At 61.7% G+C, this 13,917-nt stretch carries 11 protein-coding genes; 4 read left to right on the forward strand and 7 right to left on the reverse strand.

Translation table 11 applies throughout. From position 1 onward, the window contains the following. The first annotated feature begins 257 nt into the window (after positions 1-257). Positions 258-2,045, forward strand: a complete 1,788-nt coding sequence (locus HU720_RS15685; RefSeq protein WP_186520849.1) for a monovalent cation:proton antiporter-2 (CPA2) family protein — start codon at positions 258-260, stop codon at positions 2,043-2,045. Positions 2,046-2,048: 3 nt separating this feature from the next. On the opposite strand, the gene HU720_RS15690 is transcribed toward HU720_RS15685, so the two are convergent. Next, positions 2,049-2,333, reverse strand: coding sequence for a HigA family addiction module antitoxin (locus HU720_RS15690; protein ID WP_186520850.1), 285 nt, complete (start codon positions 2,331-2,333; stop codon positions 2,049-2,051). 13 nt (positions 2,334-2,346) lie between these two features. Continuing rightward, positions 2,347-2,625: a type II toxin-antitoxin system RelE/ParE family toxin gene (locus tag HU720_RS15695; RefSeq protein WP_186520851.1), complete on the reverse strand. Its 279-nt coding sequence runs from the start codon at positions 2,623-2,625 to the stop codon at positions 2,347-2,349. Between the two features lie 457 nt (positions 2,626-3,082). On the opposite strand from HU720_RS15695, the gene HU720_RS15700 reads away from it, so the two are divergent. Further along, positions 3,083-4,471, forward strand: a complete 1,389-nt coding sequence (locus HU720_RS15700; protein WP_186520852.1) for a PAAR domain-containing protein — start codon at positions 3,083-3,085, stop codon at positions 4,469-4,471. A 591-nt stretch (positions 4,472-5,062) separates the two neighbouring features. Next, positions 5,063-6,490, forward strand: a complete 1,428-nt coding sequence (locus tag HU720_RS15705; RefSeq protein WP_186520853.1) for a mechanosensitive ion channel family protein — start codon at positions 5,063-5,065, stop codon at positions 6,488-6,490. Between the two features lie 8 nt (positions 6,491-6,498). Here HU720_RS15705 and HU720_RS15710 read toward each other — a convergent pair whose 3' ends face one another. From HU720_RS15710 to trxA, 5 genes are all read right to left on the reverse strand, one after another. Continuing rightward, positions 6,499-7,149 (reverse strand): gamma-glutamylcyclotransferase, encoded by a 651-nt coding sequence (locus tag HU720_RS15710; protein ID WP_186520854.1) that lies wholly within the window; start codon positions 7,147-7,149, stop codon positions 6,499-6,501. Positions 7,150-7,404: 255 nt separating this feature from the next. Continuing rightward, the gene (locus HU720_RS15715) at positions 7,405-8,373 is read right to left on the reverse strand and encodes a CDP-6-deoxy-delta-3,4-glucoseen reductase (RefSeq protein WP_186520855.1); all 969 of its coding nucleotides are present in this window, start codon (positions 8,371-8,373) and stop codon (positions 7,405-7,407) included. After that, the gene (gene ubiD / locus HU720_RS15720) at positions 8,373-9,839 is read right to left on the reverse strand and encodes a 4-hydroxy-3-polyprenylbenzoate decarboxylase (protein WP_186520856.1); all 1,467 of its coding nucleotides are present in this window, start codon (positions 9,837-9,839) and stop codon (positions 8,373-8,375) included. Before ubiD ends, HU720_RS15715 begins: the two co-directional genes overlap by 1 nt. 193 nt (positions 9,840-10,032) lie before the next feature. Further along, positions 10,033-11,292 (reverse strand): transcription termination factor Rho, encoded by a 1,260-nt coding sequence (gene rho / locus HU720_RS15725; protein WP_186520857.1) that lies wholly within the window; start codon positions 11,290-11,292, stop codon positions 10,033-10,035. A 309-nt stretch (positions 11,293-11,601) separates the two neighbouring features. Then, entirely contained in the window at positions 11,602-11,931 is a 330-nt protein-coding gene (gene trxA / locus HU720_RS15730) for a thioredoxin TrxA (protein ID WP_186520858.1), read from the reverse strand. 242 nt (positions 11,932-12,173) lie between these two features. Between trxA and ppx the strand changes: the two genes are divergently transcribed. Then, positions 12,174-13,676 carry an exopolyphosphatase gene (gene ppx / locus HU720_RS15735; RefSeq protein ID WP_186520869.1) on the forward strand — a complete coding sequence of 501 codons (1,503 nt, stop codon included), beginning with the start codon at positions 12,174-12,176 and terminating at the stop codon, positions 13,674-13,676. The last annotated feature ends 241 nt before the right edge of the window (positions 13,677-13,917 follow it).

The raw sequence follows: 13,917 nt of genomic DNA on the forward strand, positions 1-13,917 counted from the left end.
GCTGCGTAGCAGCCCCAGCGATAGTGCGGCTGGCCGAGATCCTGGGGCCGCTACGCAGCCCTTTCGCGACGCAAGGCCGCTCCTACAAAGAACGCGCCCAGCCACGCGTGCGCAGCAGCCCCGGCCAGCGCGGCGATGGTCATGTCAACAGGACGATGCGTTCACCTTCAGGGCAATTGTCGCAACGCGCCCCGTTACGCAAAATGCGCGACCCCATTACATGACCGCTGCCCCGGCAGTTCACGGAGCCCGCCCCCATGCCACACGAAGGCAGCCTTCTTCAAACCGCAGTGATCTTCCTGCTCGCCGCAGTCATCGCCGTGCCACTCGCCAAACGCCTGCAACTGGGTGCAGTGATCGGCTATCTGCTGGCCGGTGTCGCCATCGGCCCACAGGCGCTCGGGCTGATCCGCGATACCGAAAGCGTCTCGCACATCTCTGAACTGGGCGTGGTCCTGCTGCTGTTCATCATTGGCCTGGAGCTGTCACCCCGGCGCCTGTGGCTGATGCGCAAAGCCGTGTTCGGCGTAGGCGCCGCCCAGGTGCTGCTGACCGGCGCAGTGATCGGTGCCATCGCCCTGTTCGGCTTCAGCCAGACGCTACCCGCCGCCATCGTGCTCGGCCTGGGCCTGGCGCTGTCGTCAACCGCCCTCGGCCTGCAGAGCCTGGCCGAAAGCAAGCAGCTCAACGTACCGCACGGGCGCCTGGCGTTTGCCATCCTGCTGTTCCAGGACATCGCCGCCATCCCGCTGATCGCCCTGGTGCCACTGCTTGCCGCCAGTGGCCCCGACACCAGCCACGGCGACAGCCTGGAACATGGCCTGAAAGTGTTCGCCAGCATCGCCATCGTCATCGTCGGCGGGCGCTACCTGCTGCGCCCGCTGTTTCGCATCGTCGCCCGCACCGGCTTGCCGGAGGTCTCCACCGCCACGGCGCTGCTGGTGGTCATAGGCACCGCCTGGTTGATGGAAGAGGCCGGCATTTCCATGGCCCTGGGCGCGTTCCTCGCCGGGCTGCTGCTGGCCGACTCGGAATACCGGCACGAACTGGAATCGCAGATCGAACCCTTCAAGGGCCTGTTGCTGGGGCTGTTCTTCATCAGCGTCGGCATGGGTGCCAACCTTGGCCTGCTGCTGGAAATGCCGCTGGTGCTGTTGGGCCTGACACTGCTGCTGATCGCCGTAAAGCTTGCCCTGTTGTTCGGCACCGGCCGCCTGGCCGGAGGGCTGAACAGCGCCAGCGCCTTGCGCCTTGGCATGGTGCTGGCGGCCGGTGGCGAGTTCGCGTTCGTGGTGTTCAAGCTGGGCAAGGACCAGGGCCTGTTCGACACCCAGACCTACGACCTGCTGATGATGACCATCACCCTGTCGATGGCCCTGACCCCACTGCTGATGCTCGGCTGCGCCCGCGCCCTGAAGCGCCCGCAGACGCAGCGTGAGGTGCCGGAGCAGTACAAGCGCATCGATGCCGGCACGCCGCGCGTGGTGATCGTCGGCATGGGCCGCATGGGGCAGATCGTCTCGCGCATCCTGCGCGCGCAGAAAATCCCCTTCGTGGCCCTGGAAACCTCGGTGGACGCCATCGAGATGACGCGCATGTTCGAGCAGGCCCCGGTGTTCTACGGCGACCCGCTGCGCCCGGAGGTGCTGCACGCAGCCAAGGTCGGCGAGGCTGAGTATTTTGTGATCACCACCGATGACCCGGAGCTGACCACGCGCACCGCCGAGCGGGTCAAGCGCCTGTACCCGCACCTGAAAGTCATCGCCCGGGCGCGCAACCGCCAGCATGTGCACAAGCTGCTGGATGTCGGCGCCGAGCCTATCCGCGAGACGTTCTACTCAAGCCTTGAGATGACCCGCCGCGCCCTGGTCGGGCTGGGGCTGAGCACCGCACAGGCCGACGACCGCATCGCCCGCTTCACCGAGCATGACGAACAGGTGCTTGAAGCCCAAGGCCAGGTCCGCGATGACCGTGCCAAGGTGATGCAGACCGCCAAGGAAGCGCGGGTTGAACTGGAGCGGTTGTTTGAGTCGGATGCGGATTGAGGCTCAGGCGAAGGTAAGCCGAGCGATAGGCGGGTGCTCACGTTGCGCAGCCTGCCAAAGGTCGTAGGCGGCCTGCTCGGCCAGGTACTGACGGGCGCTGCCCAGGCCTGCCAGTTCGAGGCGCAAGGCAAGGTCGGCGGAAATGGCCGAGCGGCCGTTGAGCACCGTAGACAGCTGCCCTCGGGAATAGCCGAGATGACGGGCCAAGTTAGAGACGTTCATGCCGATCGCCGGCAGAACGTCTTCGCGCAAGGCTTCGCCTGGGTGGGGTGGGTTGTGCATGGGCATGGCTCTTAGTCTCCTAGTGATAATCCAGATAGTCGATCAGCTCGACATCGGTACCAATAAAGCGGAACACCAGCCGCCAATTGCCCGATACATTAACCGCCCAAAAGCTGCGCAACTCCCCTCGCAGTGGATGAAGCCGATTGCCCGGGCGGTCCAAGTCCGAGGGGCATTGAGCAACCTCAAGAGATGCAAGCAAACGCCTTAGCCTGGCAACATGATCGCCTCTGACCCCTGATGTATCACCCCGCTGGTACATCAAACGCAGGCCTTTGTGCCTGAAACTGCGAATCATGATTTTTCAACTGTAAGGCCTAACCTTACACCCTTCAAGACTTTTCTATCCATGCTGAACCTCCATGCCACACAAAAAGCCCAGTGTGAGGAAAAGGTCCAAGGGAAACGGAGCCCCGTGGTTCTGAGGCTCATGTCAGAAGGCTCCCATGATCTTGTGGGCAAGCGCGCACCGTTTCAGTCTGCAAGAGCAGCTTTGCACCTGTAGCGGCGGTAGACTGCGAAAATTGGCTTTAGCGTTCTGATTTTTTGGAACGACATGCGCGAGTGGCTTAAAGCCGACATTGTCGGCAAGCCGACTTCAGCTGGGACGCTTGTGGAAGGGGGATCAGGTGATGGGCTCCCTGGTATGGGTGAACAGTCCTCAAGTTACGTAAGGCATTTCTCAATCACCCTCAGCCCGCCCAAATCCGGCTTCCCGGGATGTAAGTTCCTCGGTTTCACGGGGGCTAACCTGCATGAAGCGAGTCGATCTTGGAGGCAAAGGGCAGGCGCTGGACGGTGATTTCACCACCACCGGCGCAACCTGTATCGCCAGCGGGAGGCTCTATCAGAGCGACTCTCGCTACGTGCTGCGCAAAGGTGACCGGACAACCGAATGCCCAGCCTGCGGCCAGCCCGGTACCATCGATGAAGGCGTGCCGTGGTTTACATCCGAGGGTCGCCAGGTTGCGATGGATGGCGCACGGGTCGCCTGCGCGTGCCCGGGTGGCAGTAACCGGGTGATTGCGCCGCTCAATCAGAGCACGCCCGTTACCCCAAATGCCCAGGGCCGTACTGCGCAGCCTCATCAACTAAACCCGCATGCGGTTGCCGCTCCCTTGGGCACGCTGGAGCCAGGTTTTTTTGTCGTGCCGCGCAGCATGTCTGGCCCCGAGGTCCTGGGCGAGTTACTCGGGCAGCAAGCTTCACTGCCCATCTCCCGGCTCAAGATGCTGAACCCCACGTTCGAACTTGGCTTCAAGGCAGGTGAGATCTTCGTGATAGGCGACCCCGACAGCCAAAACAGCTGTACGCGGGAAGAAGCGCAGCTGATGGCAGCGGCTGAACATGCACGTACTTCGTTGGCCAGCCTTACTCCTGAAGAAGCCAACTTCATGATGCGCCACCAGGCAGAGATTGCAGGCTTGCTCGGCGACGCGAGCCTGGCGATGGGCGTTACACAAGCGATGCTGGCCAGGTCGCTTGAAGATCTTCAGAACACACTTCGTCACATCGAAGAGCTGCATCAACAGCAGTTTCGTAAACACGGAAACCTGAAAAGCCCCGAGTTCTTCACCACGCGTAAACAGCTTTTCAAGAAGCTCAGTGCCCAGTTGGAAATAACATTCCTGAAAAAAAGCATGAAGTTGGGAAGTCACGAAACGCTACGCCGTGACCTGGGGATATCGAGCAAGAGCCTTGTCCACCACTGGAGCAAAGCCGGCGGGCCCGGCCAGATCCCAGGCTACGCTACCCACCTGGATAAGCTAGCCAAGGTGTCGAACTACTTGAAGCATGGCGCAAGCGTTGGAATTATCGTGGGAGGCGCTTCATCTGCGTTAAAAATCCAGGACGTTTGCCGAGCTGGGGAAACAGATGAGTGCAAGAAAATCAGATTCACCGAGGCGGGGATTTTTGCAGGTGGATTGAGCGGAGGCGCAGCAGGTGGGTTCATCGGAAAACGGGTCGCCGCCGTAGTCTGCATGGGTTTGGGCCCCGCGGGAGCTTTGACCTGTGGCGTCATCAGCGTCGGTGCAGGGTCTTTGCTGGGAAGCATGTACGGAATGAGCAAAGGCGAAAGCATGGGGGAGTTGATCTATGAGCAGACCGAGCCATCAATTATTTCTGGCGGCCCGAATTGGTAGTGCAGCTAGTGCCTTGGCTACTGATGCTTGCCGGGTTAGGTACTCATGCGTGGGTTGCAAGATCCACACACTTTGAGGCCTTGGTCGCTGCGTTACCGAGTAGCTATTGGTTGCAGATCAGTTTTCTGATGTGGGATGCCAACAGTTATCGGGGCCGATTTCACATAACCACCATGGTCTCGGGGGTGATTTTCTGGCCGATAAAGAACCTCCACATTCGCAAAAATAAACTGGACCCCGCGGACATAGCAAACTTCCCGAAAAACTTGAGAATAATACTACTGCTAGCTAACAGCCTGTTTTGGTCAGGCGGTGTGTTGGCGGTGGTCGCAAACTTTATGTAGCGCTAGATATTCAGACGCACAAAAGCGAAACCCTGAAGGCCGGCAGATCTTGAGGGTTTCAGGTGGGGACATGGGATATCTGGAGCTTGAACGTTCCTTGGACTCACGGGAGCCCCCTTGGGTGCGCTTCCGTTCAGGCCGGCGTTGCCGTCATGAAAAGAGCGGCCTCACGTTTGATCAATCCCTTTGCCTCCTGCGACAACCTGCTCTATTACTACCCACCTGCCCTCCCTCACCGAGAACGCCCATGCTGGCCTTGATCCAGTCCTACCCCTTGCTGCTCGGCTTCTGCCTGCTTGCTCTCGACCTGTTGCTGTGGCAACTGATCCCGCTCGACCGCCGAGCCTGGCGGATCGCTACGCGGCTGGCGATCTTCGTGGTGTTCAGCGCAGTGCTGCTGGCCGCTGGCATGAGCCCGTTGCAGCCGCCGCCGTGGCCCGATGATGTGGCGCGCAACTTCATGGGCACCGTACTGGCGATTGGCTGGTGGCTGTTCGCGGCGCGGACAGTGACGGTGGTGTTCGGGCTGCTGCTGGTGGCGCGTGGCAGCCATGGCGGGCGGCTGTTGCAGGATGTGCTCGGCGCGCTGATCTTTCTGGCGGCCGTGGTGGCGGCGGCGGCCTATGTGCTGCAACTGCCGGTCAAAGGGCTGCTGGCCACCTCCGGGGTGATGGCCATTGTCATCGGCCTGGCCTTGCAGAGCACGCTCAGCGACGTGTTCAGCGGCATCGTGCTCAACACCACGCGGCCCTACCAGATTGGCGATTCGATCTCCATTGATGGCACCGAAGGCAAGGTGCTGGATATCGACTGGCGCGCCACCCGCATGATCACCGCCAGCGGCAGCCTGGCGGTGGTGCCCAACTCAGTGGCCGCCAAGGCCCGGCTGCTCAACCACAGCCGCCCGGCCGACCGCCATGGGGTGACGATCAGCGTGGTGGTGCCGGCCAAGATACGGCCACGGCGGGTGTTCGACGCCCTGGAAAAAGCCCTGCAAGGGACCAGCGCGCTGCTCGCCACGCCGGCGCCGAAAGTGGCGGTCAAGGCCTCGACAGTGGAGTCGGTGGAGTACGAAGCCAGCGGTTTCATCGCCGACATGGCGCTGAAAAACGAGGTGCGTAACCAACTGTTCGACCTTGCCCACCGGCATCTGGAGGCCAGTGGCATCTTGTGGAACGTCGATGTGGCGTCCACACCGCGCAGCCGCCAGCGCGAGTTGCTCGACGACGTGCGCGTGTTCCGCTCGCTCAGCCCTGAGGAGCGCGATGCCTTGAGCCAGCGCATGACCGCCGTGGAGTATTTGGCAGACCAGGTGATTCTGGAGATCGGCGATAACGCCGACCACCTGCTGCTGATCGGCAGCGGCGTGGTTCAGGCCTCGGTGCGCAAGGATGAGCAGTTGCTGGAGGCAGGCCGTATGGGGCCGGGTGAGGTGCTGGGCATCGAGGGGCTGGTGGATGAAGAAAACTCGCTGGCCGAATTCCGCACCCTGACCAGTTGCCTGCTGTATCGCATCGACAAGGAGCAGGTGCGCAGTTGCCTGGCGGCACGCGGCGAGGTGAAAGCCGCGCTGACCAAGCTGCAGCTGTATCGCCAGCACAGCCGCGAATCACTGCTGGCGCAGCGCCCGGCGCAGGTGAAGAAGGGCGGTTTCCTGAGCTGGCTGCATCGCTAGGCGCTTGCCTACACCTCGCGCAGGGAGTGGCAACGCCTGAAGCGCGCCTCTAGATTGCGGTCAGGCATCTGGTGGCTGCGCAGGGCAGTCAGGGTTTGTTCGACATACTCGCGGGTGGTGCCGTAGCGGCCTTTGGCGCTGGCCAGAATCTGGCTCAGCAAGGTGTCCGGCAGGTCGCCTGCATAGCACGGCAAGTGGCGCTCCAGCACAAAACCCAGTGCCTGCACTTTGCTGCCGTCGTTCAGGCGGCAACTGAGCCAGTGCGGGCGATAGGCCGGGAACGGCATCTCGCGCTGCCACAACGCCATGAGCGAGGCGTCCAGGTTGCTTTCGTCCAACCGGTAGGCAAAGCCACTGCACGAGCCGCCGCGGTCGAGGCCGAAGACCAGCCCCGGGCATTCCGGGGTGCCACGGTGTTCATGGGACCACAGGTACAGGCCGCGATGGAAACCATGCACCCTTGCCCGCTGGCGCTCGACCGAGTTGCATTCTGGCCGCCAGATCAACGAACCATATGCAAACAGCCATACCGGCCCACCGGTATGTTGCGACATGGTCGCTTGCATGGAGTGTTGGAGTTGCTCGGGGGTCAACTGTTCGCCGAAGTCCAGCGACGGCGGATAGGTAATTTGCCAGGATGAACTTTCAAGTGTCGACATAGGCTGCCGCCATTATTCCTGTGAACTGCAAGGATACTGCCGCAGGCCGTGGGAGCGGGCCTGCGCCGCCGAGGGCCTGATGCCTAAGCTAAGGCAAAGGCACTGTATGCTCAACCCCGGAAACAAACTTTCATGCACTGCTGCGCAGCGGGCAAAGAGTATTAACCTGTTCGGCAAGCATGCGCGTTATATATTCACAACTGGATAGCGCAGTTATAAAACCCGGCCAGGCGTTGCGCGAGGCCGGGTGTGTGTTCAACCGCGCGGGGCGTAGGCAAATACGTCAGCACGCATGCGGTGCGCATCCATGCCGGCCTCGACCAACGCGTCGAGGGTGGCGTAGACCATGTTCGGCGAGCCGCTGGCATACACATGCACCTGGTTAAGGTCGCCGATGTCTTCGCAGACCGCTTCGTGCAGCAGGCCGCAGCGCCCTTCCCAGGCGCACAGGTCGCTGACCACCTTGTGCAGGAACAAGTTGGGCAGTTGCTCCCACTCGTGCCAGTGCTCGATGGTGTAGAAGTCTTCAGGCCGGCGCACGCCCCAGTACAGGTGGACGGGGTGCTTGAAGCCCTGGGCGCGGCAGTGCTCGACCAGGCTGTGCATCTGGCCCATGCCGGTGCCAGCGGCGATCAGCACCAGCGGGCCGTCCGGCAGCTCGGCCAGGTGGGCATCGCCAAATGGCAGCTCGACCCGCGCCAGGCCATCGCGCTGCAGCTGCTCGATCAGTTGCACGGCGCTGCTGTCGCGGGCCAGTACGTGCAGTTCGAGGTCGCGCCCGGCATGGGGTGCCGAGGCCAGCGAGAACGCGGCCTTGGACGCGCTGTCACGTTCGATCATCAGGTATTGCCCGGCGTGATAGCGCGGCGGCTTGCCAGCCGGGGCGCGCAGGCGCACGCGCCAGACATCGCCACCCACGTCGACACATTCGCTGACGCTGCAGGCAAGCCGGCGCACTGGCAGCTCGCCCAGGGCCAGCACGCCGTCCCACAGCAGCACGCAGTCTTCCAGGGGTTCGGCGATGCAGGTGAACAGCTCGCCGTGATCACGCTCCTGGCCTTCCTGGCGCACGCGGCCTTCGACCAGCAGCGCGGCGCAGACATGGCAATTGCCGTTGCGGCAGCTGCTTGGGCAGTCGTAGCCCAAGCGCCGCGCCGCATCCAGAATCCTTTCGCCCGGTTCGACTGCCAATACCGCCCCGGAGGGCTGCAACGTTACCTGCATCAATCTATTCCCAACTGATCCCACAGCTCATCGATACGGCGGGTGACGGCCTCGTCCTTGACGATGACGCGACCCCATTCGCGTGTAGTCTCGCCCGGCCATTTGTTCGTGGCATCCAGGCCCATCTTCGACCCCAGGCCCGACACCGGCGACGCAAAGTCGAGGTAGTCGATCGGGGTGTTTTCGATCATTACCGTATCACGCTTGGGGTCCATGCGCGTGGTGATGGCCCAGATCACGTCGTTCCAGTCGCGGGCGTTTACGTCGTCGTCGGTAACGATAACGAACTTGGTGTACATGAACTGTCGCAGGAACGACCACACACCCAGCATCACGCGCTTGGCGTGGCCTGGGTACTGCTTCTTGATGGTTACCACCGCCATGCGGTACGAACAGCCTTCCGGCGGCAGGTAGAAGTCGACGATCTCGGGGAACTGCTTCTGCAGGATCGGCACGAACACCTCGTTCAGCGCCACGCCGAGAATGGCCGGCTCATCAGGCGGGCGGCCGGTGTAGGTGCTGTGGTAGATCGGGTTTTGCCGGTGGGTGATGCGCTCGATGGTGAACACCGGGAAGCTGTCCACCTCGTTGTAGTAACCGGTGTGGTCGCCGTAGGGGCCTTCCGGGGCCACTTCGCCGGGGTGGATCACGCCTTCAAGGATGATCTCGGCGGTGGCGGGCACCTGCAGGTTGCTGCCACGGCATTTGACCAGCTCAGTGCGGTTGCCGCGCAGCAGGCCGGCAAAGGCGTACTCGGACAGCGTGTCGGGCACCGGGGTGACCGCGCCAAGGATGGTCGCAGGGTCTGCGCCCAAGGCCACGGCTACCGGGAACGGCTGGCCGGGGTTCTTTTCGCACCACTCGCGGTAGTCCAGGGCGCCGCCACGGTGGCTGAGCCAGCGCATGATCACCTTGTTGCGGCCGATCACTTGCTGGCGATAGATGCCGAGGTTCTGGCGGTCCTTGTTCGGCCCGCGGGTCACGGTCAGGCCCCAGGTGATCAGCGGCGCCACATCGCCCGGCCAGCAGTGCTGGATTGGCAGTTGCGAAAGGTCGACGTCATCGCCCTCCACCACCACTTCCTGGCACACCGCGTCCTTGACCACTTTTGGCGCCATGGACACGACTTTCTTGAAGATCGGCAGTTTCGACCAAGCGTCCTTGAGGCCCTTGGGCGGCTCAGGTTCTTTGAGGAATGCCAGCAGCTTGCCGATTTCGCGCAGTTCTTCGACGGACTCTGCGCCCATGCCCATGGCCACGCGCTCGGGGGTGCCGAACAGGTTGCCGAGCACCGGGATATCAAAGCCGACAGGCTTTTCGAACAGCAACGCCGGGCCTTTGGCACGCAGGGTGCGGTCGCAGACTTCGGTCATTTCCAGGACGGGGGAGATGGGAACCTGGATGCGCTTGAGTTCACCGCGCTGTTCCAGGCCACGGATGAAGTCGCGCAAGTCGCGATACTGCATGCAAGGGCCTCGTGTTGGGCGTATCGGTCGGGGGGCAGAGTGTAGCGCCGTTCGGCCATTTTTTGGGCCGTAAATGAATCGGGGCCGCTTCGCGCCCCACCGCAAGGCAAGCCTGCCCCTACAGACTATGTGTAGGAGTGGGCTCGCCCCGCGATGGGCTGCAAAGCAGCCCCGATTACAGCCTGATGCGCGGTTACTTGCGCTTCATCGACAAGAAGAACTCGTCGTTGGTCTTGGTCTGCTTGAGTTTGTCGGTCAGGAACTCGATGGCGGCGATTTCGTCCATCGGGTGCAGCAGCTTGCGCAGAATCCACATGCGCTGCAGTTCGTCGTCGGCAGTCAGCAACTCTTCACGGCGGGTGCCGGACTTGTTGATGTTGATGGCCGGGAATACGCGTTTTTCGGCGATACGACGGTCCAGCGGCAGTTCCATGTTACCGGTGCCCTTGAACTCTTCGTAGATCACTTCGTCCATCTTCGAGCCGGTTTCAACCAGCGCGGTAGCGATGATGGTCAGCGAACCGCCTTCTTCGATGTTACGAGCGGCACCGAAGAAACGCTTCGGTTTTTCCAGCGCGTGGGCATCGACACCACCGGTCAGTACCTTGCCGGAGCTCGGGATCACGGTGTTGTAGGCGCGAGCCAGACGGGTGATGGAGTCCAGCAGGATGACCACGTCCTTCTTGTGCTCAACCAGGCGCTTGGCCTTCTCGATGACCATTTCGGCAACCTGCACGTGGCGGGTTGGTGGCTCGTCGAAGGTCGAGGCAACCACTTCGCCGCGCACGGTGCGCTGCATTTCGGTCACTTCTTCCGGGCGCTCGTCGATCAGCAGGACGATCAGGTGGCACTCGGGGTTGTTACGGGTGATGTTGGCCGCAATGTTCTGCAGCATGATGGTCTTGCCCGCTTTCGGCGGGGCGACGATCAGGCCGCGCTGGCCCTTGCCGATTGGCGCGCACAGGTCGATGACACGGCCGGTGAGGTCTTCGGTGGAACCGTTACCGGCTTCCATCTTCAGGCGCTTGTTCGGGAACAGCGGCGTCAGGTTCTCGAAGAGAATCTTGTTCTTCGCGTTTTCCGGGCGGTCGAAGTTGATGGTATCGACCTTGAGCAGCGCGAAGTAACGCTCGCCTTCTTTCGGCGGGCGGATCTTGCCGACGATGGTGTCGCCAGTGCGCAGGTTGAAACGGCGGATCTGGCTTGGCGAAACGTAGATGTCGTCAGGGCCGGCCAGATAGGAGGCATCGGCCGAGCGCAGGAAACCGAAACCATCCTGGAGAATCTCCAGCACGCCATCACCGGAAATCTCTTCGCCGCTTTTCGCGTGCTTTTTCAGCAGGGCGAAAATCACGTCCTGTTTGCGCGAACGGGCCATGTTTTCGATGCCCGCCTGTTCGGCCATTTCCAGGAGATCGGTAATCGGCTTTTGCTTGAGTTCAGTCAGGTTCATAAGGGGAATGACGTAATCATGTAAGAAGGGAGGAATCAAGCCTTTGGCTTAATGAGGCCGCGCCGCTAGATGGCGACAAGATCGCGTACTGATTCGAATTGGGATGCTTCGGCGACGGCGTGCAGAGGGCACTGGAGAAGCAGTGCGAGGCCGAATGTAACACTTGCTTTTTTCGACGTCTACTGGTTTTGGCCGCTGCCGTTACAGCCATTTTTCGAGCAGGCCCCGTATTCTGGGGGTGAACTGCTGTCGCAGAAATTTCCTACGCCAATAAAAGAAAGGCCCCGCATTTGCGGGGCCTTTTCAACATCACAGGTTGGCGTCGAGGAACGCGGCCAGCTGCGATTTGGACAATGCGCCGACCTTGGTCGCCTCGACATTGCCGTTTTTGAACAGCATCAGCGTCGGGATACCACGTACGCCGTGCTTGGCCGGGGTTTCCTGGTTGTCGTCGATGTTCAGCTTGGCGACGGTCAGTTTGCCCGCGTAGGTGGAGGCGATGTCGTCCAGCACTGGAGCGATCATCTTGCATGGGCCGCACCATTCGGCCCAGTAGTCGACCAGCACCGGGCCTTCTGCCTTGAGCACTTCGGCTTCGAAGGTGGCGTCAGTGACGTGTTTGATAAGATCGCTGCTCATGGAAATCTCCAGGTCGTAAGCATAAAAACGTTGCCCATCATAGCTGCACCCTCGTTCGACAGGAAGCCACAGCCGATTGAGTGTAACTATAGTTGTGCAAGACGCCACGAATCGAAACTGTCATATGGCTGTCATAGCATTGCTATGACATTGCCATGCATCAAGCCTTGCGCTGCCGCTCGTTGGCGTATGGCCGCGATCGTGGCACGATTGCCGGGTTACCGACCGAGAACATCCAGACCATGCCGCAAAACTCCGCGAAGAACCTGTCTCTGATCGCTGCCATCGACCTGGGCTCCAACAGCTTCCATATGGTCGTGGCCAAGGCCCACCATACCGAGATACGCATTCTCGAGCGGCTGGGGGAGAAGGTTCAGCTGGCCGCCGGCATCAACGAAGAGCGCCAGCTCAGTGAAGAAGCCATGGAGCGGGGGCTTGAATGCCTCAAGCGTTTCGCCCAGCTGATCCACGGCATGCCGGCAGGCGCCGTGCGTATCGTCGGCACCAACGCCCTGCGTGAAGCGCGCAACCGCAACGAATTCATCCAGCGTGCCGAAGCCATTCTCGGCCACCCGGTCGAGGTGATTTCGGGGCGTGAAGAAGCCCGCCTGATCTACCTCGGCGTGTCGCACACCCTGGCCGACAACCCCGGCAAACGCCTGGTGGCCGATATTGGCGGTGGCAGCACCGAGTTCATCATTGGCCAGCGCTTCGAGCCCTTGCTGCGCGAAAGCCTGCAAATGGGCTGCGTGAGCTTCACCCAGCGCTATTTCCGCGATGGCAAGGTGACCCCGGCGCGCTACGCCCAGGCGTACACCGCTGCGCGCCTGGAGCTGATGAGCATCGAGAACGCCCTGCACCGCCTGACCTGGGATGAAGCCATCGGCTCGTCGGGCACCATCCGCGCCATCGGCGCCGCCATCAAGGCCGGCGGCCTGGGCAACGGCGAGGTGAATGCCGAGGGCCTGGCATGGGTCAAGCGCAAGCTGTTCAAGCTGGGCGAGACCGACAAGATCGACTTCGAGGGGGTCAAACCTGACCGTCGGGCGATCTTCCCGGCGGGCCTGGCCATCCTCGAAGCCATTTTCGATGCGCTGGAGCTGGCGCGCATGGACCACTGCGACGGTGCGCTGCGTGAAGGCGTGCTGTTCGACCTGCTAGGGCGCCACCACCACGAAGACGTGCGCGAACGCACCCTGAACTCGTTGATGGAGCGCTACCACGTTGATCAAGGCCAGGCCGCGAGGGTTGAGCGCAAGGCGCTGCACGCGTTCGACCAAGTAGCGCAGGCGTGGGGGCTTGAGGACGGAAACTGGCGCGATCTACTGAGCTGGGCTGCCAAAATCCACGAAGTCGGCTTGGATATTGCGCATTACCACTACCACAAGCATGGCGCTTACCTGATTGAGCACTCCGACCTTTCCGGGTTCTCCCGCGAAGATCAGCAGATGATGTCGCTGTTGGTGCGCGGCCACCGCCGCAACATCCCCAAAGACAAGTTCGCCGAATTTGGTGACGAAGGCGTGCAGTTGATTCGCCTGTGCGTGCTGCTGCGCTTTGCCATTCTGTTCCACCATATCCGCGGCACCCAGGCGATGCCCAAGGTGGTGCTGCAGGCGGCAGAAAACAGCCTTGAAGTGGTGTTCCCGGATGGCTGGCTGGAGCAGCACCCGCTGACCCAGGCCGACTTCGCCAACGAGGCAGAGTGGCTGGCGCGGGTCGGGTTTGTGCTTAGCGTTCGCTGAGGGCGGCCTTAGCCAGAGGCTGGGCAAGCCTGCGATGGCCTCATCGCAGGCTATCGCCAGCTCCCACAGTGAATCTGTCCAGCCTCGATATTGTGGGTTGACTCAGACCCTGTGGGAGATTCTATGACTTCGGGCAAGTCGCTTTTGATTGTGTAGGAGCGGCCTTGTGCCGCGAAAAGGCTGCGAAGCAGCCCCAGCGATTCTGGTGGGTGCTTAGATCCTGGGGCTGCTTCGCAGCCCT

This window comes from Pseudomonas sp. SWRI51, assembly GCF_014268825.1.
GTDB lineage: Bacteria > Pseudomonadota > Gammaproteobacteria > Pseudomonadales > Pseudomonadaceae > Aquipseudomonas > Aquipseudomonas farsensis.

Bases quoted from the DNA above. Each gene is read 5' to 3' on its own strand.
- ubiD (WP_186520856.1), bottom strand. From the start codon at position 9,839: ATGCAGTATCGCGACTTGCGCGACTTCATCCGTGGCCTGGAACAGCGC.
- HU720_RS15700 (WP_186520852.1), top strand. From the start codon at position 3,083: ATGAAGCGAGTCGATCTTGGAGGCAAAGGGCAGGCGCTGGACGGTGAT.
- HU720_RS15685 (WP_186520849.1), top strand. From the start codon at position 258: ATGCCACACGAAGGCAGCCTTCTTCAAACCGCAGTGATCTTCCTGCTC.
- HU720_RS15695 (WP_186520851.1), bottom strand. From the start codon at position 2,625: ATGATTCGCAGTTTCAGGCACAAAGGCCTGCGTTTGATGTACCAGCGG.
- HU720_RS15710 (WP_186520854.1), bottom strand. From the start codon at position 7,149: ATGTCGACACTTGAAAGTTCATCCTGGCAAATTACCTATCCGCCGTCG.
- ppx (WP_186520869.1), top strand. From the start codon at position 12,174: ATGCCGCAAAACTCCGCGAAGAACCTGTCTCTGATCGCTGCCATCGAC.
- trxA (WP_186520858.1), bottom strand. From the start codon at position 11,931: ATGAGCAGCGATCTTATCAAACACGTCACTGACGCCACCTTCGAAGCC.
- HU720_RS15705 (WP_186520853.1), top strand. From the start codon at position 5,063: ATGCTGGCCTTGATCCAGTCCTACCCCTTGCTGCTCGGCTTCTGCCTG.
- HU720_RS15690 (WP_186520850.1), bottom strand. From the start codon at position 2,333: ATGCCCATGCACAACCCACCCCACCCAGGCGAAGCCTTGCGCGAAGAC.
- rho (WP_186520857.1), bottom strand. From the start codon at position 11,292: ATGAACCTGACTGAACTCAAGCAAAAGCCGATTACCGATCTCCTGGAA.
- HU720_RS15715 (WP_186520855.1), bottom strand. From the start codon at position 8,373: ATGCAGGTAACGTTGCAGCCCTCCGGGGCGGTATTGGCAGTCGAACCG.